Here is a 22,608-nt window from a genome sequence, read left to right as displayed (position 1 = left end):
CGCGAGCCTGGTCGGCGCGGGCTCGCTCTGCACGGTCACCGCGGTCGGCGCGCTCCGGCCGCTGCGCGCGTGCGTCCTCCGGGGTGAGCAGCAGCGGCGTCTCGCCCTGCGCGACCACCGCGAGGGCGGCGGCGACGTCGGCCTCCGGCACGTCGTGGTGGGCCACGTAGTGACCCACGATGTCCCGGAACGCGCTGATGCGATCTGCCTGGCCGAGGGCCTCGGTGATGGCGTCGTCGAAACGAGCCAGACGGGTGACGTTGACGTCCTCGAAGCTCGGCAGCTGCATCTGGGTCAGCGGCTGGCGGGTCGCCCGCTCGATCGCGTTGAGCAGGTGGCGTTCCCGCGGAGTCACGAAGCTGATCGCGGCGCCGCTGCGCCCGGCGCGGCCGGTGCGGCCGATCCTGTGCACGTAGGACTCGGTGTCGATCGGGATGTCGTAGTTGACGACGTGGCTGATGCGCTCCACGTCGAGGCCGCGCGCGGCGACATCCGTTGCCACCAGGATGTCCAGCTTGCCCGACTTGAGCTGGTTGACCGTGCGCTCGCGCTGCACCTGGGCCACGTCACCGTTGATCGCCGCGGCGGAGTAGCCGCGCGCACGCAGCTTCTCGGCGAGCAGCTCGGTCTCGTTCTTGGTGCGCGTGAAGACGATCATGCCCTCGAAGTTCTCCACCTCGAGGATGCGGGTGAGCGCGTCGACCTTCTGCGGATACGACACCATCAGGTAACGCTGGGTCGTGTTCGCGGAGGTCGTGGTCTTGTTCTTGATCGTGATCTCTTCGGGGTCGTTCAGGTACTTCTTCGAGATCCGTCTGATCTGCGCCGGCATGGTCGCCGAGAACAGCGCGACCTGCTTGTCGTCGGGGGTGTCCGCGAGGATGGTCTCGACGTCCTCGGCGAAGCCCATCTTGAGCATCTCGTCGGCCTCGTCGAGCACCAGGTACTTCAGCTGCGACAGATCGAGCGTGCCCTTTTCGAGGTGGTCCATGATGCGGCCGGGCGTGCCGACGACGATGTGCACCCCGCGGCGCAGCGCGGACAGTTGAACGCCATAGCCCTGTCCGCCGTAAACGGGCAGTACGTGCACGCCGCGCATGTGGGCGGCGTACTTCTCGAAGGCCTCGCAGACCTGCAGGGCGAGCTCCCGGGTCGGGGAGAGCACGAGCGCCTGCGGGGTCTTCTGCGCAAGGTCGAGGCGGGACAGGATCGGCAGCGCGAAGGCGGCCGTCTTGCCGGTTCCGGTCTGGGCGAGGCCGACGACGTCGCGTCCGGCGAGAAGCGGGGGGATCGTGGCGGCCTGGATGGCCGAGGGGGTTTCGTATCCGACGTCTTTGAGCGCCTTGAGCATCGCATCATTGAGCCCGAGGTCGGAGAAAGTCTTCGCTACCGGGGCAGTGTCTGCCTCACGCGGCGTGGTGGTATCAGGGGGCGTCATACTACCAACGGTATCGCGTCCGGATGGGCGAGCGGTGACCGCTTCCGGGCATTCGACCCGATTGATCCGCCGAGGGGCCTTCCCGGAAGCGCAAGGTCAGTACTACAGTTCCGGTATTCGCCTGAACCGCCCAAGGAACCCAGACCCGAAGGAGTGTCATGGTCAAGTCGCCCGCCATCCGTGCTGCATTGACGCTGGTGTCAGTCGCCGCGTTGATCCTCGCCACAACATCCGTTGCCTCAGCTCAACCCGACGAAGACGGTGCGGTGTCGAGCGCTGACGGCGCCCGCGACGCCAGACAGCACGGCGGTACGGCCGGCCATCTGCCCGCCACACAGTCCAATGTGGACCTGATCTCCAAGCTGAAGATGAAGAACTCCGTCCCGGAGAAGATCGCCGATGTCGGCGTCTTCAAGAACTACGCCTACCTCGCAGCGTGGGGTGCCGTGACGTGCACCTACAACGGCGTGCACGTCGTCGACATCAAGGACCCCTCGAAACCGAAGGAGGTCGCCTTCATCCAGGCCAAGGAGGGCAGTTACCCGGGCGAGGGTATCCAGGCGCTGAGGATTGACACACCCGCCTTCACGGGCGACGTGCTGGTCAGCAATAACGAGAAGTGCAAGGACAAAGCAGGTTTCGGCGGCATGAATCTCTATGACGTGACAAACCCGGCACACCCCACGCCGCTCGCCGAGGGCATCGGCGACTCCACGGTCAACGGCCAGGGCAAGAAAGCCGCGAACGAGACCCACAGCGTCTTCGCGTGGGATGCCGGCGACAAGGCCTACGCGGTCATCGTTGACAACGAAGAGGGCACCGACGTCGACATCATGGACATCACGAACCCGAAGAAGCCCTTCCTCACAGCAGAGTACGACCTGGACAGAACCTTTCCGCAGATCCTGCAGAGCGCGCCGGCGAACCTGACCGAGTCGTTCCTGCACGACCTGGTGGTCAAGCAGATCGCCGGCAAACAGGTCATGCTCCTGTCCTACTGGGACGCCGGCTACGTCTCCGTCGACATGACCGATGTGCAGAACCCGAACTATCTGGGTGATACGGACTTCACTAACCCCGATCCGCAGCTCAAGGAGGCCACCGGCCTGACCGAGAAACCGGAGGGCAACGGCCACCAGGGCGAGTTCACGCTCGACAACAGGTACGTCATTGGTGCCGACGAGGACTTCGCACCCAACGGCGCCGAGGGCAGCACGGATGATACGGCGACGGCGTTCCAGATCTCGCAGGGCAGCAATACCCCGCAGTTGCAGGGCGGCGAGTCGCTGACCGGGGACGCCGTCTACGCGGGCCGGGCATGTGCCGGTGATCCGCTCGTGCTACCGGCGCCGAACACCGCCAGCGGCAGGCAAATCGCGATCGTCACCCGCGGCCTCTGCACGTTCACGGAGAAGGTGGCCAGCGTGGAAGCGGCAGGCGGCTATGACGGCATCGTCATTGTCAACCGGGAGGGTTCCGACGGATGCGGCGCGTTCGGTATGAGCGTCGACGGCACCATCCCCACTTTCTCGGTCGACCGCAAGACCGGATTCGGCTTCTTCGATAGGGCGGCCTTGTACGACAACGCGGCCTGTCTTGCGGGTGCAGCCAGCCTCATTCCAGGCTTGAGCCTCGGCGATATCGGAGACGTCGTCTCGGTCCGCGCGTTCTTCGACGGCTGGGGCTACGTCCACCTCTTCGACAACTCGACGGGAAAGATGGCCGAGCTGGACACGTATGCCATCCCCGAGGCAGAAGACCCGGCCTTCGCGGAGGGGTTCGGCGATCTTTCGGTACACGAGGTGGCCACGTCCAAGCAGCGGGCTGACCTGGCGTACTTTTCCTATTATTCCGGGGGATTCCGCGTGGCGAAGATCGTCGACAACAAACTCGTCGAGACCGGCCGCTTTATCGATCAGGGAGGCAACAACATCTGGGGTGTCCAAGTATTCGAGAGCAACGGCATCGAATATGTTGCCGCGAGCGACCGGGACTCGGGGCTCTACATCTTCCGGTACACCGGCGGCTGAGTCGGGCGATCGCCTGCTCTCCGCATACAGCGGGGTCACCGGCGACGGGAGGGAGCGGTTCGCGGGACAATGGGTCCATGGCGAACACTGAGCAGCAGCCCTGGCTGAAAAACTACCAGCCCGGCGTCCCGGCCGAGATTGAGTTGCCCACGGAGTCGCTCGTGGCGATGTTCGAGCGCTCGGTGGCGGAGGCCGGCGATCATCCGGCGTTGGAGTTCTTCGGCCGCCGCAGCAGCTACACCGAGCTCGGCGACCAGGTCGACCGGGCCGCGGAGGGGCTGCGGCACCTCGGGGTGCGGGCGGGGGACCGGGTTGCCCTCATCCTGCCCAACTGCCCCCAGCACGTCGTGGCCTTCTACGCGGTGCTGCGACTGGGCGCCGTGGTCGTCGAGCACAATCCGCTCTACACCTCCCGGGAGCTCCGGCACCAGTTCGAAGACCACCAGGCACGCGTCGTGATCGCCTGGGACAAGGTGGCGGCATCCGTTCGCGCGTTCCCGGCCGACATCGAGATCGACCATGTGGTCTCGGTCAACCTGCTCAGCGCGTTCCCCGCGGTCAAACGCCTCGCCCTCTACCTGCCGGTGAAGAGCCTGCGCGAGTCCCGAGATGCGCTCACCGGCCCCGCGCCCGGAACGACACCGTGGAAGGAGCTACTCGCCCACGGCCACCTCGACCCGGAGCATCCGAGCCCCTCGGTCGACGACCTCGCAGCCATCCAGTACACCTCCGGCACCACGGGCCGGCCCAAGGGCGCCAAGCTCACCCACTTCAACCTGTACTCGAACGCCCTGCAGGGGGAGGCCTGGATGCACGGGGCCGAGTACCGCAAGGAAATCTTCTACGCGATCCTGCCGATGTTCCACGCCTTCGGCATGACCCTCTACCTGACCTACGGCATCCGCAAGCAAGCACTGCTCGTACTGTTCCCCAAGTTCGACCCCGACCTCATCCTCGACGCCATGAAGAAGTCCCCGGCGACGGTGTACTGCGCGGTGCCGCCGATCTACGAGCGCACCGCGCTCGCAGCGAAGGAGCGCGGCATCTCGCTGCGATCCTGCACGTACTGCATTTCGGGCGCGATGAACCTGCCGGACCACGTCGTCGAACTGTGGGAATCGGTGTCGGGCGGGCTGCTCGTGGAGGGCTACGGCATGACCGAGTCCTCCCCGGTCGCGCTGGGCAATCCGTTCCACCCCAGCCGTCGCCCCGGCACGATCGGCGTGCCCTTCCCGTCGACCCGGATGAAGGTCGTCGACCTGGACGACCCGACCGTGGAGGTGCCGCAGGGCCGGCCGGGGGAGTTGCTGCTGCAGGGCCCGCAGGTCTTCCAGGGCTACTGGAACAATCCGGAGGAGACCGCGAAGACCCTGCTGCCAGGCGGCTGGCTGCGCACCGGCGACATCGTGACCGTGGACGAAGACGGCTTCACCACGATCGTGGACCGGGCCAAGGAACTCGTCATCACCGGCGGGTTCAACGTGTCGCCCTCCGAGGTCGAGGCGGTGCTGCGCCTGCACGCGGACGTCGTCGACGCCGCCGTCTTCGGCAAGCCGCTCGAACGGGGCGGGGAAATGGTCGTCGCGGCCGTGGAACTCAAGCCAGGGACAACGCTGGACGAGGAGGCGCAGCGGGCCCACTGCCGTGAGCACCTCGCCGCGTACAAGATCCCCCGGAGGATCGTGCAGATCGAGGACATGCCGCGGTCGATGCTCGGCAAGATCCTGCGCAAACAGGTGCGCGAGCAGCTTCTCCCGCAACTCTGACGTCGCCCTCTCGTTGGAGGGGCGCGTCCACGAACCCGCCGGCGTCGATCATCCGTTCAATCTCTCAACCTGGTGTGACTCGGCCGCTGTCGCGGCTCCGGCACAGCCGCCCGTGGCAGCATGGGGGAGACTGTGCAGCCACTACCGAAGGAAGCCCCGATGACGATCATCAAAATCAACGCGATCACCGTTCCCGACGACGGCGGCGACGAGCTGGCCCGCCGGTTCGCCGCACGGGCAGGGGCCGTCGACGACCGTCCCGGCTTCGAGGGCTTCGAACTGCTGAGGCCCACCGACGACCGCAAGACCTGGCTCGTCGTCACCCGCTGGGCCGACGACGAGTCGTTCCAGGCCTGGCTGAACTCCCCGGCCTTCGGCCACGGTCACCGAAGCGAGGCGCCCAAGGACGGCGAGCCCGCCGCCCGCCCTGTCGGGGTCAGCAGCGAGCTCTGGTCCTACGAAATCGCCGGTGGTTCACTCGGCTGATCGGAGTCAGGGCCGACTCCCACCAGCTGAGAACGCGGAGGCCGTTTGCCTTGGCGAACGCGCCGACCGAGGTGGTCGTTCCGGCCCGGACGACGAGAGCCTCGACGACTACGACCGAACGATCAGCACCGGGCACGGGGCGTGGTGGACCAGCTGGCTGGAGACCGAGCCGAGGAGCAGCCCGCTGAAGCCGCCGAGCCCGCGCGACCCGACGATGAGCAGGTCGGCACCGGAGGCTGCATCGAGCAGAACCGATGCCGAGGGTCCCTGGAGCACGTGACCGGTGACGTCCACGCCCTCGGAGGGAACGGCGTCCAGCGCAATGGCCTGGATCCGCTCGGCCCCCCGCTCGGACCGGTCGTCGATGTACTCGCCGTCGACGTCCGCGGTGCGCGGCGGATACGACCAGGACGTGACCAGGAGCACCCGTCCGTGACGAAGACGTGCCTCGTCGACGGCCCAGCGTAGGGCCGCAATCGACTCGGGGGAGCCATCGACGCCGACCACGACCAGAAAGGAGCGTGCGTGGTCCATCGGTCTGTCCTTTCCCTGCCGGCCCGTGCCGGCGGTGTCAGTGTGTGACGGTTCGCCCGGGCGGTCAAGGGCGGCAGTGCGCGATGCCACCACCGCTTCCACCACCGCTGCCAACCGCACGGGCGTAGCCTCGAGTCATGAAACGTGCTCTCGCGTTCGGCCTGGTCTCCGCGCAGTTCGTGCTGCTCGCCGCGCTCGCCCTGCTCCCGCACGGGTCCTTGTGGCCGGTCAACGCGGGCGTCCTTGTCGCGGCGATCGTGCTCGGCGCGGGCGGCGTGATCCTCGCTGTGCTCGGAGTGGCTGGTCTGGGGCCGGCGCTGACGGCGAGCCCGATCCCGCGGGAGCACGCGCCGCTGGTCACCACCGGCGTGTACGCCCTCGTGCGCAGCCCGATCTACACCGGGCTGATGACCGGCGGGCTGGGGCTCGCGCTGTTCGGAGCGTCGATCTGGCACGCCGCCGCCTGGCTGGCCCTGGCATTGCTGCTGGCGGGGAAGGCGCGGTGGGAGGAACGGATGCTCGTGGCCGAGCATCCGGACTACGTCGGTTACGGCGCACGGGTGGGCCGCTTCCTGCCGGGCGTCGGCAGGCTGCGCAGGTCCGCCTGACCAACCGGTCGTGCGGTGCCCGGCCGTGGTCCCAGGCGCGGCAGCCGATTTCCCGGCGCCGGGTAACGATTCGGAGGCGGATCCCGTTGCCTCAAGCATGACGATTCCGCTCTCCATTCTCGACCTCGCCCCCATCGCCCCCGGGCAGACCGCGAGGGAGAGCGTCGCGGCCAGCGTCGCACTCGCCCAGACCGCCGAGAGGCACGGCTACACCCGGGTCTGGTACGCCGAGCACCACAACATGCCCACGATCGCGTCTTCGGCAACGGGCATCCTCATCGGCCACGTCGCCGGGCTCACCTCGACGATCCGGCTGGGCGCCGGCGGCGTCATGCTGCCCAACCACTCTCCGCTCACGATCGCGGAGCAGTTCGGCACCCTCGCGGAGCTCTACCCGGGCCGGATCGACCTCGGCCTCGGTCGCGCGCCCGGCAGCGATCAGACCACCGCGCGGGCGATGCGCCGCGACCCGCGGGCATCCGACCAGTTCCCGCAGGACGTGGTCGAGCTGCAGGCCTACCTGCGCGGCGAATCGGTCGTGCCCGGAGTGCAGGCCGTGCCGGGCGCCGGCACCGACGTGCCCCTCTATATCCTCGGGTCCTCGCTGTTCGGGGCGCAGCTCGCGGCCAGGCTCGGCCTGCCCTACGCGTTCGCGTCACACTTCGCGCCAGACTCCCTCTTCGAGGCCGTCGCCTCCTATCGGCGCGACTTCGTCCCGTCGCGCCAGCTTGCCGCGCCGCACGTGATCGTCGGCGTCAACGTGATCGCCTCCGACGACCAGGCGGATGCGACGCTTCAGTTCGAGACGACCCGTCGCGCCAGGGTGCGCGGCATGGTCGCCCGCGGGCCGGCCGCACCCGACTACACCGACGCGCAGATCGACGCCTTCCTCACGACGAACGAGGGACGCCAGATCGCCAACATGATGCGGTACTCCGCCGTCGGCACGCCCGACGTCGTGCGCGACTTCCTCGAGGACTTCGCCGCGGCCACCGAGGCCGACGAGCTCATCATCGCGCATGCCTCCCGCGACATCGCCGACCGGCTGCGCTCGGTGGAGCTGACGGCCGGGGCCATGAACGCGGTCACGGTCTAGTCTCGAAGCCATGACCCCGGATGCCCTCGCCGACTTCTGCCTGAGCCTTCCCCAAGCGGTGGAGACCTTCCCGTTCGGCGAGGAGACGAGCGTGTTCAAGACCATCGGCAACGGCAAGATCTTCGCCCTCACAGCCCTGGCGGGGGAGCCGCTGACGGTCTCGCTCAAGTGCGACCCGGAGGAGAGCCGCGCGCTGCGGGAGGAATTCCCCGAGCAGATCACGCCGGGCTACCACCTGAACAAGAAGCACTGGATCACGGTAGTGCTGGGCGGGCAGGTCGAGGACGCATTGGTGGAGCAGCTGCTCCGGGACAGCCACGCGCTCGTGCGGCCGAAGGTGCCGCGGGCCCTGGCACAGTGATCGTCAGCGCTCAACAGCCGGAGTTGGTGGCGTTCTGGTCGAGTTGCAGCACGACAACGATGTTCTTCACCGTGGCTGCGTTCGGGTCGTAGCCGACGGGTCGGTAGCAGCTGACCAGGACCAGGCGGTTCGGGATCGCATTCGTCAGCTCGTCGTTGCTCTTGTACTCCGCCTTGTCGAGAGTGAGCGTCTTCTGGGCCAGATAGCAGAGGGTGCCGTTCGCCGTGTCGACCGCCGCCAGGTCCCCGGCCTTCATCTCCTTGAGGTTGTTGAAAACCGCCGGGTCGACCCATGAATGCCCGTACAGGTAGACCGTGTTGACCGAGTCCGTTCCGGCGAGTCCGCCCTGGATGGTGGTGTCCCAGGCGATGGTCGACAGAGTGGCGGGGTCGAACCCTCCCCGATCGTCGATCATCTGCTGGGAGTACTCCGACACTGCGCCGTCGAGCGCGATCGCCGGCACACGTAGACGCAGCGGGGCAGAAGCGGTGACGACGGTGTTCGCGCTCGGCTCCGGTGACTTGACCGCTGGCGACGGCGGGGAGTTCGCCGCCGTACCGGGGGTGCGGTCGGCGGACGCAGGGGCGCCGACATCCGAACCGGCAAGGCCGAACGCAATCAGGCCGACGGCGCTTGCGCTCAGCAGGGCGGCGGCCCCGACGAGCACTCCCCTCCTAACGACGGGCGCCGGCCTTGCGGGTTGTGAGAGCCGCGGTCAGCAGGCCGGCAGCCAGCATGATCAGGACACCGGCCCCGAGGAATGCCGCGCCGTCGTTGTTCGCCGTGCTCGTGGTGGCTGCCAGGTCGAACCCGTCGGTCTCGGAGTCGTGCAGAATGTTTTTTCCCGGGGCTGTCGCCACGTTCTTCACAGGTACGGTCGGCAGCGGCGTGGGTGTCGTGTTCGCCGCGGCGCTGATGTTGTTCGTCAGCGACGCGGTGCAGGTTACGACGGACCCACCCTGGTTTGCCGAGTTATTGCACTGGTTGATCGACACGGGGAGCTGGGCGCTCTGGTAGGACGGCAGGACGGTGCAGGTCACGCCGGTGGAGCCGCCACCGCCGATCGCCGAATCGTTGCACTGGGTGATGGTCGCACCGGAGGTCGTGGCGGGGAACGGGACACAGTTAAGGGTAGTCCCGCCTCCGGTTGCGGATCCATTGCACTGATTGACCGTTGCACCCGTTTGCGTGGCCGCTCCCGTGATGTTGTTGACGACGGTCACGTTGCAGATCAGGCTGGCACCGCCACCGTTGACGGCGTAGTTGCACTGGGCGACCGACGTGGTGAGCGAGTTGAATGATGTCGTCGTCGCAGGACCGCAGGTGGGCTCCGTGTTGGCGGCGCCGTGGCATTCCGTGGCGGTGACCGTGGAGCTCTCGGCTCCGGTAGCCAAATTCAGGTTGTTGACAACCGTCACGTTGCAGGTGATTCCCAAGCCCGGAGTGTTGTCGACGCTGCTGCACTGGGTGAAATTTTGGGCGGCGAGTGCGTCAGCGCCGCCAGGCCCGAAGGTCAGGGCCAGAACCGCGATCGCGAGCGCTGCGGCGACTGCGAAGGCTCGGGCGAATGGAGTCCTGTAACGGGCGGCGGGTGGAGCCGCCGGGGGAAACGACTCTGTGGACACAGCACTCCTTAGGTAGAGTTCGACCCTAACACGAGGGTCAGACTCGGTTCCCCTCGACAGGCAGCCAGGCCCAGGAAACGAGTGTCCAGCCCTCCCGCGCCGAACCGGACAGCTCAACCATGCCCGTGTTGACGAGTTCGGTCGTACCCGCGAACACCGAGGTCACGTTATGGGCGCGGGCCGCGGTCCAGAGCCGGATCGCCGCGCCGTGGCTGAAGACGGCAACCGATTCGACCCCCGTGGTTGCCGCTTCAATGTCGGCGTCGAAGCGGGAGAAGAAGGAGTGGCCGTCGGGGCCTCCCGGCATCGCGGTGCCGAGGTTGCCCGCACCCCAGGCGAACACGGTTTCGAGGTAGGAGTGAACGGATGCCCGGTCGCTCCGCCCCTCGAGGGAGCCGGCTTCGATCTCGTGCAGGCCAGGGGAGACCCGGATTTCGAGGCGGCGGTCCTCGGCGAGCGGCCGGGCGGTGAGTTGGGTGCGCACCAGCGTGGACGCGAAGATGGCGTCGATCGGCTCGTGGCGGAGGGCAGCCGGCAGCACCGCGGCCTGGCGGCTGCCGAGCTCGGTCAGGCCGGGTCCAGGGTGGGCGGTGTCCAGCTGGCCGAGGACGTTGCCGGGTGTCTGGCCGTGACGGATCAGGAAGAGTCGCATGTTCGTTCCAGCTTAGGCCGGGACGGCCGGGGCTCCGCCTGGGCAGCCCCGGTCAGGGTCGCGGCACCCGGCGTGAGGTCGGGGGAAGGTCGTCGTGGGCGACGGAGCTGAGCAACAGGCTGGTCTCGCTGTTCACGACACCCTCGATCGACCGCAGCTGCCCGAGCAGCCGGTCGAAGTCCGCCAGGCTGTCGGTGCGGAGTTCGGCGACGAGGTCCCAGCCGCCGTTCGTGGAGTGCAGGGCCTCCACCTCGGGGAAGCCGCGCAGGGAATGGATCACCCGGTCGGTCGCGCGGCCCTCCACCTCGATCAGCGTGATGGCCCGGATCGCGTTCGGGTCGCGTTCCTCGCGGATCCGGACGCCGAAGCCGACGATGGTGCCCGAGCTGGTCAGCCGTTTGAGCCGGCTGTTGACCGTCGACCGGGTCACGCCGAGGTCGCGGGCCAGGCCGGCCACGGGTTCCCGCCCGTTCACGCGCAGCGCGGCCAGGAGGCGTCGATCGAGGTCATCGAGAGGAGGCATTATGCAGAGTGTACGCCGATGCCATGCGAATTGACTGATGGTCTGGTCAGATTGAAGCGCATAGCGAATGGCGGGCCCACATCGATCCCCCCTACGGTTGAAACCTGATCGAGAGGAGCCGCACATGGTGCGATTTGTAGACGTGGGAAACATCAACCGCTGGGCCGCCGAGACCGGGGTCGAGCGCATCCTCACCGACATGGTGGAGTACATCGAGCGTGACTTCCTGCGCTGGCCCTCCTTCGACAAGGCGCCTCGAGTGGCCAGCCACTCCCCGCTCGGCGTGATCGAGCTGATGCCCACCAGCGACGGCGAGACCTACGGCTTCAAGTACGTCAACGGCCACCCCGCGAACCCGTCGCGCGGCCTGCAGACCGTCACCGCCTTCGGCGTGCTCGCCGACGTGCAGAGCGGGTACCCCACCTTCTGGTCCGAGATGACCGTACTCACCGCGCTCCGCACCGCCGCGACCTCGGCCATGGTCGCCCGGGCGCTGGCCCGCCCGGCCTCCCACACCATGGCGATGCTCGGCACCGGAACCCAGTCCGAGTTCCAGGCCCTCGCTTTCCGCGGCGTGCTCGGCCTCAATCGGCTCCGGGTCTGGGACACCGACCCGGCGGCGCTCGACAAGTTCCTGCGCAACCTGGCCCCGCTCGGTTTCGAGATTGTCGTCGCCACGAGCGCGGCGGATGCTGTGGCCGGCGCCGACATCATCACCACCTGCACCGCGGACAAGGCGAACGCCACCGTGCTCACCGACGAAATGGTGGAGCCGGGCGTGCACATCAACGCGATCGGCGGCGACTGCCCCGGCAAGACCGAGCTCGACGCCGCCATCCTGCTCCGCGGCGACGTGTTCGTGGAATTCACGGCGCAGACCCGAATCGAGGGGGAGATCCAGCAGATGGATCCCGACTTCCCGGTCACCGAGATCTGGCAGGTGCTCGCCGGCCAGGCCGTCGGGCGCCGGGACGACCGCCAGATCACCGTCTTCGACTCGGTCGGCTTCGCCATCGAGGACTTCTCCGCCCTCCGATTCCTGCAGGATGCCGTCGACCGCACCTCCTTCTACACGGACATCGACCTCGTCGCCGACCCCGACGACCCCAAGGACCTGTTCGGCCTCGTCACCGCGGGCTCGCCCGCGCTCGTCTGAGCCGATGTCGGTCCAGGCCCCGTCGGCCGTTCTCCTGATCAGACCGCGGTTCTTCACTCCCAATCCGGAAACCGCACTCGACAACGTCTTCCAATCGCACGCCGTCGGCGATGACGCGGAAGCCATCGCCGCCGCCGCGTACGCGGAGGTGTCCGAGGCCGCCGCCGCGCTCGACGCCCGCGGCGTCACGGTGCACCTCTTCGACGACGACGGTCCGGGGCGGCCGGACAGCGTGTTCCCCAACAACTGGATCTCGACCCACGCCGGGGGACACGTGGCGTTGTATCCGATGCACACGCCCAACCGTCGCACGGAACGCCGCGGAGACATCGTCGAGATGCTCAAACAGAGCTACCGCGTGCAGGACGTCGTCGACTATTCAGGGCTGGAAGTCGACGACGTCTTCCTCGAGGGCACCGGGGCGATGGTGCTCGACCACGGGGCGCGCATCGCGTACGTCGCCCGGTCGAGGAGGGCCGACCCGATCGCGCTCGAGCGGTTCTGCACCAACTTCGGCTATGAGCCGATGGCCTTCGACGCGGTCGACGAGTCCGGCACCGCGATCTACCACACCAACGTCATGATGTGCGTCGCCACCGACTTCGCCCTGGTCGGGCTGGACCTGATCACGTCGCCCACCCGCCGCGCCCAGGTCGTCGAGCGCCTCTCCGCGCAGGACCGGGAGGTGATCGACCTCGACCCGGAGCAGATCCGCAATTTCGCCGGCAACGCCATCGAACTCCACGGGAAGAACGGCAGGATGCTGGCGCTCTCCCAGCGTGCGCTGGCCAGCCTCACGGACCCGCAGCGGCGGATCATCGAGCGCAGTTGCGAGATCGTCCCGCTCTCCGTGCCCACCATCGAGCTCGCGGGCGGCTCCGTGCGGTGCATGGTCGCCGGCATCCACCTCGACCGTCGCTCCGTAATCGTCGCTCCGGCCGCCGCGGCCTGACCTGTCCCGCTGACGGCTAGAGGCGCCCGTCCGGGTGGATGCTCCGGGTCTCAGTGCGACGGTTGCGCCCAGGCAGCCAGTCCGTGGGATGCACCTTCGGAAGGATCTTCGCGACCGCCAGCGCGCCGAACATGACCGTGTTGATCGCGACGAATGCCGCGAGGACGGCGAATTCGTCTGAGTGCAGCACCGACGAAGGAAAGAGAAGTCCTGCCGAGACCAGGTGGTGGAAAGCGATGGCCATGATGAGCTATTTCACCTTCTGCAATGCATCGTCCGGCGCGGGGTGGATGACGTGGCCCCAATCGGCCTGCCGGCCCAGCGTGATGTCGATGATCCCCTTGACGTAGACGAGGTCGAGGAACACGTCGAAGAGCAGTTCCGGGAAGAGAGCGAGCGCCAGCAGGCGTGCGCGTCGACCGCCCGCCCAGACCGACACGACACGTTCGGCGGTGAAGACGAAGCCGACGCCCAACCAGAACGGGAACCACACCCACGAATCGATTGCCAGGAGCGTCACCAACAGGAGCAAGAGGAACGCGCTGAGCGCGATGACGCTGTAGCCCAGGCCCAACTGCTGAGCCCAGTAACGGAAGGTCGGCGGAGAGACGCCATACGCGCCGATGTTCTCCAACGCCCCCCGCTGCCACCGCAAGCGCTGCACCCACAGGCTGCGTATGGTCGGCATCACCTCGGTGACGACCGTGCATTCCGACGGGGAGATGATGAGGGCGCCGAGCGATTTCAGGGCGATGGTGAGCTCGTTGTCCTCCGTGAGGGCGGCAGTATCGTAGACATCTCCGTTGGTGCCGGGGATCGTGTCGCCGCGGCAGCTCGCCACGGTGCGCAAGGCTACGGGCCGGAATAGCGAAGCGGTGCCGGTGAGGACGAAGACGTGGCCCCGGCGGCGTCGGATCTCACGGGAGTACCGGATGTACTCGTTGCGCTGGAATTGGCCCAGCATTCCGGAACCTTCCTCGCCATAGAACAGCCCGCCGACCGCCATCAGGGCCCGGTCGTTGGTGAATCGAGCCACGGCGGCCGCCAGGAAACCGTCGTCGAGACTCGTGTCCGCATCGAGCACCATGACCAGGTCATTGTCTCCCTGGCCGGGAAGAATCCGTTTCAGGACCTGGTTGAGTGCTCCGGCCTTCTTGGCCGTGTTCCCGCGCGATTCAAAGACCTCCACCCCGAGGGTCCGGGCAATCTCGACGGTCCGGTCGGTGCAGTTGTCGGCCACGACCACGACCCGTTCCGGCCGGTGCGATTGAGCGAGCAGCGCTGAGAGCGTCCCGAAGATGGATGCCTCTTCGTTATAAGCCGGGACCAGGACGGTCACGGTCACCTCGCCGGCGAAGACTCCGCGGGTCCTGGCCATCACGATGCCGGCCGACAGGGGGGTGGTGCGATCGTTCAAAGAGCGACGGGCCTTGCTCGAGGTCCGCCTCTCGAGCATCGCGATTCCCGCGACAAACAGGAAGGCCAGGGCGACGGCACCCAGGATCACCCTCGGCGCCGGCGCGGCGAGGTCGTACAGCACTCTCCAGATTCCGAGGAGAAGCCCCTGGGAAGGCAATTCGCCCGGACTGGGCCTGCCCGCTGCGACGGCGATCCACAGGAGAACCGCAGCGCCCCCGGCTACGGCGGCAATCACGATGCCGACACCTCTGTCGAATGACTTCGCCCCCATGCTAAGACATTATCAGAGCCGCGCGGCCTTACGTCGCATGCTGCGTGGAAGCTGGGTGATGCGCGTTGCCATGACATTGCCAGCAACAAGTGAGGTTTCGTCCAGAAACGTGTTGCACACTGGGAACTTCGCCCGCGCGCACCCCTGCCCGTGGCTGCCGAACAAGAATCGCTCCGCACCTGCCTGACGACGCGCGGGGGCCCGAGCGGTTCGTGTTGCAAAGGGATTGCCTATTTCTTCCTCGTTTGATTCTTCCACGTCCACCCGCGCCACCGACGGCGGCTCGACCCGTCCGCGGAAGCCGCATCACCGCCGCAGCCGCTTCCTCCTGGTCGGCGCCATCGTCGCCGTCGGGGCGACGATCGGAACCGGCGTGGTGATCCAGTCTGCGTCGGCCGCCTCGAGTGTCCGCGTCGACGCCACGGCGGAACTCGCCGCGAGCACCGGGCGCCACCGCGAGCAGCTCGGCGCGTACGCCGGCATCGCCAACGCTCAGGCCGCCCAGGCCGCCCAGGGCACCCTCGACGGCGCCAACACCGTGATCGCCGCGGCCCAGGGCAAGTCGGACGCCGCAGCCCTGACGGTCTCCGTCGCCTCGCTCACCCACTACACGCTCCTCGCCCCCGACCGGGTCTACGACCTCGTCGACCAGACCAAGGCCCAGACCGCTGCCGTGCAGGCCACCACCGCGGAGGCCGACCGCGTCTCCGCCGAGCAGGCCGCCGCCGCGGCCGCCGCCGCTGCCAAGGCAGAGGCAGCGAAGGCCACCGTGGTGTCGACCAGCTCGTCCCGCCCGTCCGCGCCGACCGACCCGAGCGGCGCCCAGGCGATCGCCAGGGACCTGATGATGTCGAAGTACGGCTGGGGCGACGACCAGTTCGGCTGCCTCGTCAGCCTGTGGAACAAGGAGTCCGGCTGGAATGTGAACTCGTACAACGCCTCGAGCGGTGCCACGGGCATCCCGCAGGCGCTGCCGGGCAGCAAGATGGCAACGGCCGGCGCCGACTGGCAGACCAACCCGGCCACCCAGATCGCCTGGGGCCTGGGCTACATCTCGGGCAGCTACGGCACTCCGTGCGCCGCCTGGGACAAGTCGGAGTCTGCGGGCTGGTACTGAACTCAGCCGCGTGACGCGGTTGTGCCGCGGCTCCCGAGGAACCCGATCGCGGCCACCCGGAACGCCCGCGCCGTCGGCGCATTGAAATGGTTCCGGCCCGGGATCTCGGAGAAGGCCGCATCCGGGGCGGCGTGGGCGAGCGCCCGCGACGCCTCGAGGATGCGGTCTTCGCTCCCGGTCGCGAACAGGAGCGGTTGAGCCGGCGCGTTCCCGGCCCCCGGTTGGGAGCCACCGCGCATGCCTTCGACCAGGGCCACGAGTGCCCGCAAGTCGTTGCCCGGCACCGCGCGGGCCATGGTCAGATACGCGCCGGTGAGCCGGTCGTCGACCTCGGTGCCGTGCTCGATGTGGGCGCGGGCATCCGCAACCTGGAAGCGCCGCAACGGATCGCCGTCGGGGATGCCTCCGAGGACCGCGCGGCGGATGCGCCCCTCCAGCTCGCGCGCGGCCTGCCAGCCGACCCGCGCGCCGAGGGAGTAGCCGACGTAGTCCACCTCATCGAGCAGATATGCGTCGAGAACCGCTGAATATCCGCGACGAGAATCTCCATCGTGTAGGCGGCAGGGGAGTGCGGCTTGTCGCTGGCTCCGTGGCCGCGCTGGTCGATCGCGATCACGTGTGACCCGGCGCGGGGCAGGTCCCTGGTCCAACCGGTCAGGTGCCAGTTCGCCACGGCGCTGGACGCGAAACCGTGCACAACGATCACCGTAGGGGCGGCGGGATCGCCGAATTCGTAGGTCGCGAGCTGCATGCCGTCGGGGGAATAGACGAAGCGGTGCGGTGGCGCGGTGCGTTGTGACATCACCACCATTGCACCACGAGGGGACGGTCCCGATTCGCGCGGACCGGCGTCGGCCGCCTCAGGCTGCCAGTACTTTGCCAGTGGAAAATGAGGATTCTTCCAGTCGGCGCGTGCAGTCTGGCAGCTTCGCCCGGGCGGAACCCCGACTGAGGCTCATCGAACCAGAACCGCTGGCGCCTGTGCACGAGCGATTCGCCCCGTGAAAGTCATGCTCCGGATCAGAAAAACATCGTCCTCGCCCGCCGCCGGTGTCACCCGGCATCTGGAAACGCATCGCCGCCGGGATCGGAACCGAGTCCTGGCCACCGGCGCCTTCTTCCTCGTCACCGCCCTCGTCGGAACCGGGTTCATCCTGCAGTCCGCGGCGGCAGCCCAGGACGCGCGCATCCATGCCACGACCGTCCTCGCCGAGAGCACAGGGGTGAACCCCGACCAGCTGGTCGCCTATGACAATGTCATGCCGGCCCATGCCGCGTCCAAGGCCAGGGGGGCGCTGGACGAAGCAGTCGTCGTCATGGCCGCGGCCGAAGGCAAGGCGGATGCGACGGCGCTCGCGGCCTCCGTCGCCTCGCTCACCCACTTCACGCTGCTGGCCCCCGAGCGGGTCTTCGAGCTGGTCGACCTGACGAAGGCCGAATCGGCGACGGTGCAGGCTTCGACGGCAGAGGCCGACCGGGTTGCCGCCGAGCAGGCGGCGGTTGCCGCGGCGGCTGCCCGGGCGGCCGCTGAGGCGCAGGCAGCGGCGGAGGCCGTAGCGGCGCAGGTAGCAGCGAACGCCGCCGCTGCCAGGCCCGCGAAGTCGTCCGCCTCGTCCCGCCCGTCCGCGCCGACCGACCCGAGCGGCGCCCAGGCGATCGCCCGCGACCTGATGCAGGCCCGGTACGGCTGGGGCGGCGACCAATTCGGCTGCCTCGTCAGCCTCTGGGCGCGCGAGTCCGGCTGGAATGTGAATGCCTACAACTCGTCGAGCGGGGCGACCGGCATCCCGCAGGCGCTGCCGGGCAGCAAGATGGCCTCGGCCGGCGCCGATTGGCAGACCAACCCGGCCACCCAGATCACCTGGGGTCTCGGCTACATTGCGGGTCGTTACGGCACCCCGTGCGGCGCCTGGGACCACTCGGAGTCGGCCGGCTGGTACTGACAGGGACGCCCGGCGTACTGAGGGGAACGGGCGGGCTCGGCCCGGTTAAACTGGGCCGATGACCCAACCCCGCGACCAGGCCGACGAGCGGCAGACCTCCTTCACGGCGGCCGTCCGGCCTGCCAGGGCTCAGGCGCTGCTCGACGCTCTGAAGGAACGGGTCGTCATCGCCGACGGCGCCATGGGCACGATGCTGCAGGAGCACAATCCCAGCCTCGACGACTACCAGCAACTCGAGGGCTGCAACGAGATCCTGAACGTGAGCCGGCCCGACATGATCGAGGCGATCCACGGGGCCTACCTCGACACCGGCATCGACGCCGTGGAGAGCAACACCTTCGGCGCCAACTGGTCGAACCTCTCCGACTACAACATCGAGGACCGGATCGAGGAGCTCGCCCGCCTTGGCGCGGCCATCGCCCGCAAGAGCGTCGACGACTACGAGGCACGTGACGGCCGGATGCGCTGGGTGCTCGGCTCGATGGGCCCCGGCACCAAGCTGCCGAGCCTAGGCCACACCACCTACGCCCACCTCAAGGCCACATTCGCCGAGCAGGCCATCGGCCTCATCCGCGGCGGCGCCGACGCCTTCCTGATCGAAACCTCGCAGGACCTGCTGCAAACCAAGTCCGCCGTGAACGGGTGCAAGCAGGCGATCGCCGAGTCCGGCATCCGGCTGCCCATCTTCGTCGAAGTGACGGTCGAGACCACCGGCACGATGCTGATGGGCAGCGAGATCGGGGCGGCCCTCACCGCGCTCGAACCGCTCGGCGTCGACGCGATCGGCCTCAACTGCGCGACCGGGCCGACCGAGATGAGCGAGCACCTCCGCCACCTCTCCAGGTACTCGCACGTGCCGGTCATGTGCATGCCCAACGCCGGACTGCCCCTGCTCACCGCCACCGGCGCCAGCTACCCGCTCACGCCGGAGCAACTCGCCACCGCGCACGAGCAGTTCGTCCGGGAATTCGGGCTGGCCCTGGTCGGCGGATGCTGCGGCACCACCCCCGCACACATGAAGGCCGTCGTCGACCGGCTGGCCGGCATCCCCGTCACGCCGCGCTCTGTCGAGGAGGACCCCGGCGTCGCCAGCCTGTACCAACACGTGAGCTTCGACCAGGACAGCGCCTTCCTCGCGATCGGGGAACGCACCAACGCCAACGGGTCACGGGCCTTCCGGGATGCCATGCTCGAGGAGCGGTGGGACGACTGCGTCGACATCGCCCGCGCGCAGGTGCGCGACGGCGCCCACCTGCTCGACGTGTGCATCGACTACGTCGGCCGCGACGGGGTCGCGGACATCCGCCAGGTCGTCTCCCGGCTCGCCAGCGCCTCCACCCTCCCGCTGGTGGTCGACTCGACCGAGCCCGCGGTGCTGCAGGCCGGGATGGAACTCATCGGCGGACGCCCGGTCGTCAACTCGGTCAACTTCGAGGACGGCGAGGGCCCGCAGAGCCGTTTCGGCCGGATCATGCCCCTGGTCAAGGAACACGGCGCCGCCGTGATCGCCCTCACCATCGACGAGGAAGGCCAGGCCCGCACCGCGGAGCACAAGGTGCGCATCGCGAGCCGGCTGGTCGACACCCTCGTTGGCCACTGGGGCATGCGGGTCGAGGACATCATCGTGGACGCGCTGACCTTCCCGATCGCCACCGGCCAGGAGGAGACCCGCCGGGACGGGATCGAGACGATCGACGCGATCAGACAGATCAAGGCGCGCTACCCCGGCATCCACACCACCCTCGGCGTCTCCAACGTCTCGTTCGGCCTGAACCCCGCCGCCAGGTCGGTGCTCAACTCGGTGTTCCTGCACGAGGCGACCGAGGCCGGGCTAGACTCCGCGATCGTCAACTCGGCAAAAATCGTTCCGCTGGCCTCGGTGCCCGACGACCGGCGCAAGGTCGCCCTCGACCTCGTCTGGGATCGCCGGGAGTACGACGCAGAGGGCAACCTCGGTTACGACCCGCTCGCGGCCCTGCTCGACCTGTTCGCGGGGGTCGACTCGGCCGCCCTCAAGGACGAGCGCGCCGCCGAGCTCGCCGCCCTGCCCGTCGGCGAGCGCCTCGAACGGCGCATCATCGACGGTGAGGCCAAGGGCCTCGAAGCCGACCTGGACCTCGCCCGCGCCGGCGGGATGAGCGCCCTCGGCATCGTCAACGTGCACCTGCTCGCCGGCATGCAGGTCGTCGGCGCCCGGTTCGCCAGCGGCGAGATGCAGCTGCCGTTCGTGCTGGCGTCGGCCGAGGTGATGAAGGCCGCGGTCGCCCTGCTGGAGCCGCACATGGAGAGGTCGGCGGCGGCAGGCAAGGGCACCATGGTGCTGGCCACCGTGCGCGGCGACGTGCACGACATCGGCAAGAACCTCGTCGACATCATCCTCACCAACAACGGCTACGACGTGATCAACATCGGGATCAAGAAGACGATCAACGAGATCATCGCCGCGGCCGAGGAACACAACGCCGACGTGATCGGCATGAGCGGCCTGCTCGTGAAATCGACCGTGGTGATGAAGGAGAACCTGCTCGAGCTGAACGTGCGCGGGCTGGCAAAGAAATGGCCGGTGATCCTCGGCGGGGCGGCCCTCACCCGGGCGTACGTCGAGGAGGACCTCGCCGGTCTGTTCGAGGGGCAGGTCCGCTATGCGCGGGACGCGTTCGAGGGCCTGGCCCTGATGGAACCGCTGGTGGCCATCGCGCGCGGCGCCGACCCGGCATCCGTGGGTCTCCCGCCGTTGAAGAAGCGCATCCACAAACGCAATCTGCTCACGGTCACCGAGCCGGACGCGATGCCCACCCGCTCCGACGTGGCCGCCGACAACCCGGTGCCCGTGCCGCCGTTCTGGGGCACCCGGATCGTCAAGGGCATCGCCCTGGCCGAGTTTTCCGCGTTCCTCGACGAGCGGGCGACCTTCATGGGCCAGTGGGGCCTCAAGCCCAGCCGCGCCGAGGACGGCGCGAGCTACCAGGAGCTCGTCGACACCGAGGGTCGGCCGCGGCTGCGCTACTGGCTCGACCGCATCCTCGCCGAGGGAATCCTCGACGCCTCCGTCGCCTACGGCTACTTCCCCGCCTACAGCGAGGGAAACGACCTTGTCATCCTGCGCCACGGTGACGACCCGTCAGGGGTGCTCGGCGTGCCGGGACTGCTTGCGCCGGACGGCGGCTCCGGCGGACCCGTCGGCAGCGAGCGGCTCCGCTTCTCCTTCCCGCGGCAGCGCCGCGACCGGCACCTGTGCCTGGCGGACTTCGTGCGCCCGCGCGAATCGGGCCAGACGGATGTCGTCGCCCTGCAGCTGGTCACGGCAGGCGCGCATGTCGACACGGTCACCGCGAAGCTCTTCGCGGAGAACAAATACCGCGACTACATGGAACTCAACGGCCTGACCATGCAGCTCACCGAGGCGCTGGCCGAGTACTGGCACGCCAGGGTGCGGGACGAACTCGGCCTCGGAGCCGAGGACCCGAAGGACGTGGCCGGCATGTTCAAGCTGGAATACCGCGGCGCCCGCTTCTCGCTCGGCTACCCGGCCTGCCCGGAGATGGAGGACCGCCGCAAGGTGGTCGAGCTGCTGGGGCCGGAGCGGATGGGCGTGGTCCTGTCGGAGGAGCTGCAGCTGCACCCTGAGCAGTCGACGGATGCGTTCGTGTTCCACCACCCCGAGGCGAAGTACTTCTCGGTCTAGCGGCCCGCCAGCCGGGCCCGGCGCAGCGCGGACAGCGCGGCCGGGCCCACCAGCACGATCCCCACGGCCGTGGTGACGGCGCGCACAGTGTCCCAGGTCAGGGTCGAGGTCACGAGGGTGTACAGGGTGAAGGAGGCGACGTTGTCGCCGAGCGGGGCATCCGCGGCGTAGGAGATCCCGGTGCCGCTTCCCACCGCGAACGGCCAGAACCACAGGTTCATCACCAGGCCGAACAGGTAGGACGCGACGATCCCGTAGCCGGTCAGCAGCGCGATTTCGAGGCGTGCGGCCGGCCTGCTCCTCGGTGCGCTCCTCGTTCCGGCACGGCCGATGCGCGGCAGCAGGCCGGCGCCGGCCCCCACCCAGCCGCAGGCGAACATCTGGAACGGCGTCCACGGGCCGAAGCCGCCCCAGAGCATCGAGGACACCGCGATGGTCAGCAGCCCGAGCAGGAACCCGAACCGCGCGCCGTAGGCCCGGCCGGCCAGCACCAGCAGGACGAAGACGGCCTCCACCCCGCCCACCCCGGTGCCGGCGATGCGCACCGCCGCACCGACGGCCGAGAGCACGCCGAGCAGGGCGACTGTCTTCGCGGTGTACATCTCCCGGTCGAGCGTCAAGGCGAGCGCAACGACCAGCGCGGGGACGAGGGCGAACGCCACGATCGGGACGGCACCCTGGGCGTCCCTGGGCACGGCGGCGGCGAAGAGGGGCCAGGCGAACCCGGCGGCGGCCAGGATGCTGCCGCCCACCAGTATCCCGGCCGTCCAGCGGCCGTCGGTGCGGATCATGCCGCCCCCACGAGCGGGCCGCCCACGACGCGGGCGGCATCCATCGAGATCGTGCGCGTGGCCAGGTCGCGGGCGAAGCCCCGGTCGTGGGTGGCGAACACCACGGCCGAGGCGGTGCCGCCGGCCCGCCGGAGCGCGGCGCCCACCAGCGCCCG

At 68.5% G+C, this 22,608-nt stretch carries 21 protein-coding genes and 1 pseudogene; 11 read left to right on the top strand and 11 right to left on the bottom strand.

The features are described 5' to 3' along the window. A partial coding sequence (locus E3T48_RS13510) for a DEAD/DEAH box helicase (RefSeq protein WP_134524565.1) occupies nucleotides 1–1,438 on the bottom strand: 1,438 nt, incomplete at its 3' end. A 158-nt stretch (nucleotides 1,439–1,596) separates the two neighbouring features. On the opposite strand from E3T48_RS13510, the gene E3T48_RS13505 reads away from it, so the two are divergent. From E3T48_RS13505 to E3T48_RS13495, 3 genes are all read left to right on the top strand, one after another. Further along, complete coding sequence (locus tag E3T48_RS13505; RefSeq protein WP_134524564.1) at nucleotides 1,597–3,468, top strand: PA domain-containing protein; 1,872 nt, start codon at nucleotides 1,597–1,599, stop codon at nucleotides 3,466–3,468. Nucleotides 3,469–3,545: 77 nt separating this feature from the next. Further along, complete coding sequence (locus tag E3T48_RS13500) at nucleotides 3,546–5,234, top strand: long-chain-fatty-acid--CoA ligase (protein WP_134524563.1); 1,689 nt, start codon at nucleotides 3,546–3,548, stop codon at nucleotides 5,232–5,234. A gap of 159 nt (nucleotides 5,235–5,393) precedes the next feature. Continuing rightward, nucleotides 5,394–5,720: an antibiotic biosynthesis monooxygenase family protein gene (locus E3T48_RS13495; RefSeq protein WP_134524562.1), complete on the top strand. Its 327-nt coding sequence runs from the start codon at nucleotides 5,394–5,396 to the stop codon at nucleotides 5,718–5,720. A 108-nt stretch (nucleotides 5,721–5,828) separates the two neighbouring features. Here the strand turns inward: E3T48_RS13495 and E3T48_RS13490 are convergent, their stop codons facing one another. Further along, a complete protein-coding gene (locus E3T48_RS13490) occupies nucleotides 5,829–6,254 on the bottom strand; it encodes a universal stress protein (protein ID WP_134524561.1) in 426 nt (141 codons plus the stop codon). 137 nt (nucleotides 6,255–6,391) lie between these two features. On the opposite strand from E3T48_RS13490, the gene E3T48_RS13485 reads away from it, so the two are divergent. The 3 genes from E3T48_RS13485 to E3T48_RS13475 all read left to right on the top strand — a co-directional run bounded on the left by E3T48_RS13485 (nucleotide 6,392) and on the right by E3T48_RS13475 (nucleotide 8,319). Next, a complete protein-coding gene (locus tag E3T48_RS13485) occupies nucleotides 6,392–6,862 on the top strand; it encodes a methyltransferase family protein (RefSeq protein ID WP_134524560.1) in 471 nt (156 codons plus the stop codon). 97 nt (nucleotides 6,863–6,959) lie between these two features. Beyond that, on the top strand, nucleotides 6,960–7,958 hold the full coding sequence (locus E3T48_RS13480) for an LLM class flavin-dependent oxidoreductase (RefSeq protein WP_134524559.1): 999 nt from the start codon (nucleotides 6,960–6,962) through the stop codon (nucleotides 7,956–7,958). Between the two features lie 10 nt (nucleotides 7,959–7,968). Continuing rightward, a complete protein-coding gene (locus tag E3T48_RS13475; protein WP_134524558.1) occupies nucleotides 7,969–8,319 on the top strand; it encodes an MmcQ/YjbR family DNA-binding protein in 351 nt (116 codons plus the stop codon). A 10-nt stretch (nucleotides 8,320–8,329) separates the two neighbouring features. On the opposite strand, the gene E3T48_RS13470 is transcribed toward E3T48_RS13475, so the two are convergent. The 4 genes from E3T48_RS13470 to E3T48_RS13455 form a co-directional block, all read right to left on the bottom strand. Next, a complete protein-coding gene (locus tag E3T48_RS13470; protein WP_134524557.1) occupies nucleotides 8,330–8,986 on the bottom strand; it encodes a class F sortase in 657 nt (218 codons plus the stop codon). A 7-nt stretch (nucleotides 8,987–8,993) separates the two neighbouring features. After that, nucleotides 8,994–9,755, bottom strand: coding sequence for a hypothetical protein (locus E3T48_RS13465; RefSeq protein WP_134524556.1), 762 nt, complete (start codon nucleotides 9,753–9,755; stop codon nucleotides 8,994–8,996). Nucleotides 9,756–9,981: 226 nt separating this feature from the next. Beyond that, nucleotides 9,982–10,596, bottom strand: coding sequence for a histidine phosphatase family protein (locus E3T48_RS13460; protein WP_134524555.1), 615 nt, complete (start codon nucleotides 10,594–10,596; stop codon nucleotides 9,982–9,984). Nucleotides 10,597–10,648: 52 nt separating this feature from the next. Next, nucleotides 10,649–11,119, bottom strand: coding sequence for an Lrp/AsnC family transcriptional regulator (locus E3T48_RS13455; RefSeq protein WP_134524554.1), 471 nt, complete (start codon nucleotides 11,117–11,119; stop codon nucleotides 10,649–10,651). Nucleotides 11,120–11,243: 124 nt separating this feature from the next. Here E3T48_RS13455 and E3T48_RS13450 point away from each other — a divergent pair, with 124 nt between their 5' ends. Beyond that, nucleotides 11,244–12,275, top strand: a complete 1,032-nt coding sequence (locus tag E3T48_RS13450; protein WP_134524553.1) for an ornithine cyclodeaminase — start codon at nucleotides 11,244–11,246, stop codon at nucleotides 12,273–12,275. A gap of 4 nt (nucleotides 12,276–12,279) precedes the next feature. Then, nucleotides 12,280–13,227, top strand: coding sequence for a citrulline utilization hydrolase CtlX (gene ctlX / locus E3T48_RS13445; RefSeq protein WP_134524552.1), 948 nt, complete (start codon nucleotides 12,280–12,282; stop codon nucleotides 13,225–13,227). A gap of 16 nt (nucleotides 13,228–13,243) precedes the next feature. Here ctlX and E3T48_RS13440 read toward each other — a convergent pair whose 3' ends face one another. Beyond that, the gene (locus tag E3T48_RS13440) at nucleotides 13,244–13,471 is read right to left on the bottom strand and encodes a hypothetical protein (protein WP_134524551.1); all 228 of its coding nucleotides are present in this window, start codon (nucleotides 13,469–13,471) and stop codon (nucleotides 13,244–13,246) included. A gap of 6 nt (nucleotides 13,472–13,477) precedes the next feature. Beyond that, the gene (locus E3T48_RS13435; protein WP_134524550.1) at nucleotides 13,478–14,917 is read right to left on the bottom strand and encodes a glycosyltransferase family 2 protein; all 1,440 of its coding nucleotides are present in this window, start codon (nucleotides 14,915–14,917) and stop codon (nucleotides 13,478–13,480) included. A 226-nt stretch (nucleotides 14,918–15,143) separates the two neighbouring features. On the opposite strand from E3T48_RS13435, the gene E3T48_RS16960 reads away from it, so the two are divergent. Beyond that, nucleotides 15,144–16,034 (top strand): aggregation-promoting factor C-terminal-like domain-containing protein, encoded by an 891-nt coding sequence (locus E3T48_RS16960; RefSeq protein WP_174844171.1) that lies wholly within the window; start codon nucleotides 15,144–15,146, stop codon nucleotides 16,032–16,034. Nucleotides 16,035–16,036: 2 nt separating this feature from the next. Here the strand turns inward: E3T48_RS16960 and E3T48_RS17530 are convergent, their stop codons facing one another. Both E3T48_RS17530 and E3T48_RS17525 read right to left on the bottom strand, forming a co-directional pair. Beyond that, on the bottom strand, nucleotides 16,037–16,528 hold the full coding sequence (locus E3T48_RS17530; protein ID WP_338145242.1) for an alpha/beta fold hydrolase: 492 nt from the start codon (nucleotides 16,526–16,528) through the stop codon (nucleotides 16,037–16,039). Nucleotides 16,529–16,593: 65 nt separating this feature from the next. Continuing rightward, nucleotides 16,594–16,785: pseudogene (locus E3T48_RS17525) on the bottom strand (alpha/beta fold hydrolase); the annotation flags it as partial. Nucleotides 16,786–17,044: 259 nt separating this feature from the next. Here E3T48_RS17525 and E3T48_RS13420 point away from each other — a divergent pair. After that, nucleotides 17,045–17,977, top strand: coding sequence for an aggregation-promoting factor C-terminal-like domain-containing protein (locus E3T48_RS13420; protein WP_241986816.1), 933 nt, complete (start codon nucleotides 17,045–17,047; stop codon nucleotides 17,975–17,977). 58 nt (nucleotides 17,978–18,035) lie between these two features. Continuing rightward, nucleotides 18,036–21,662, top strand: coding sequence for a methionine synthase (gene metH / locus E3T48_RS13415; protein WP_134524549.1), 3,627 nt, complete (start codon nucleotides 18,036–18,038; stop codon nucleotides 21,660–21,662). On the opposite strand, the gene E3T48_RS13410 is transcribed toward metH, so the two are convergent. Then, on the bottom strand, nucleotides 21,659–22,453 hold the full coding sequence (locus E3T48_RS13410) for an ECF transporter S component (RefSeq protein ID WP_338145241.1): 795 nt from the start codon (nucleotides 22,451–22,453) through the stop codon (nucleotides 21,659–21,661). The genes metH and E3T48_RS13410 overlap by 4 nt on opposite strands. Nucleotides 22,454–22,608: the final 155 nt, after the last annotated feature.

This window comes from Cryobacterium fucosi, from assembly GCF_004403515.1.
Taxonomy (GTDB): domain Bacteria; phylum Actinomycetota; class Actinomycetes; order Actinomycetales; family Microbacteriaceae; genus Cryobacterium; species Cryobacterium fucosi.
This window is presented reverse-complemented; position numbering and strand designations above follow the sequence as displayed.

Bases quoted from the DNA above. Each gene is read 5' to 3' on its own strand.
- E3T48_RS13505 (WP_134524564.1), top strand. From the start codon at position 1,597: ATGGTCAAGTCGCCCGCCATCCGTGCTGCATTGACGCTGGTGTCAGTC.
- E3T48_RS13500 (WP_134524563.1), top strand. From the start codon at position 3,546: ATGGCGAACACTGAGCAGCAGCCCTGGCTGAAAAACTACCAGCCCGGC.
- E3T48_RS13495 (WP_134524562.1), top strand. From the start codon at position 5,394: ATGACGATCATCAAAATCAACGCGATCACCGTTCCCGACGACGGCGGC.
- E3T48_RS13490 (WP_134524561.1), bottom strand. From the start codon at position 6,254: ATGGACCACGCACGCTCCTTTCTGGTCGTGGTCGGCGTCGATGGCTCC.
- E3T48_RS13485 (WP_134524560.1), top strand. From the start codon at position 6,392: ATGAAACGTGCTCTCGCGTTCGGCCTGGTCTCCGCGCAGTTCGTGCTG.
- E3T48_RS13480 (WP_134524559.1), top strand. From the start codon at position 6,960: ATGACGATTCCGCTCTCCATTCTCGACCTCGCCCCCATCGCCCCCGGG.
- E3T48_RS13475 (WP_134524558.1), top strand. From the start codon at position 7,969: ATGACCCCGGATGCCCTCGCCGACTTCTGCCTGAGCCTTCCCCAAGCG.
- E3T48_RS13460 (WP_134524555.1), bottom strand. From the start codon at position 10,596: ATGCGACTCTTCCTGATCCGTCACGGCCAGACACCCGGCAACGTCCTC.
- E3T48_RS13455 (WP_134524554.1), bottom strand. From the start codon at position 11,119: ATGCCTCCTCTCGATGACCTCGATCGACGCCTCCTGGCCGCGCTGCGC.
- E3T48_RS13450 (WP_134524553.1), top strand. From the start codon at position 11,244: ATGGTGCGATTTGTAGACGTGGGAAACATCAACCGCTGGGCCGCCGAG.
- ctlX (WP_134524552.1), top strand. From the start codon at position 12,280: ATGTCGGTCCAGGCCCCGTCGGCCGTTCTCCTGATCAGACCGCGGTTC.
- E3T48_RS13440 (WP_134524551.1), bottom strand. From the start codon at position 13,471: ATGGCCATCGCTTTCCACCACCTGGTCTCGGCAGGACTTCTCTTTCCT.
- E3T48_RS13435 (WP_134524550.1), bottom strand. From the start codon at position 14,917: ATGGGGGCGAAGTCATTCGACAGAGGTGTCGGCATCGTGATTGCCGCC.
- E3T48_RS13420 (WP_241986816.1), top strand. From the start codon at position 17,045: ATGCTCCGGATCAGAAAAACATCGTCCTCGCCCGCCGCCGGTGTCACC.
- metH (WP_134524549.1), top strand. From the start codon at position 18,036: ATGACCCAACCCCGCGACCAGGCCGACGAGCGGCAGACCTCCTTCACG.
- E3T48_RS13410 (WP_338145241.1), bottom strand. From the start codon at position 22,453: ATGATCCGCACCGACGGCCGCTGGACGGCCGGGATACTGGTGGGCGGC.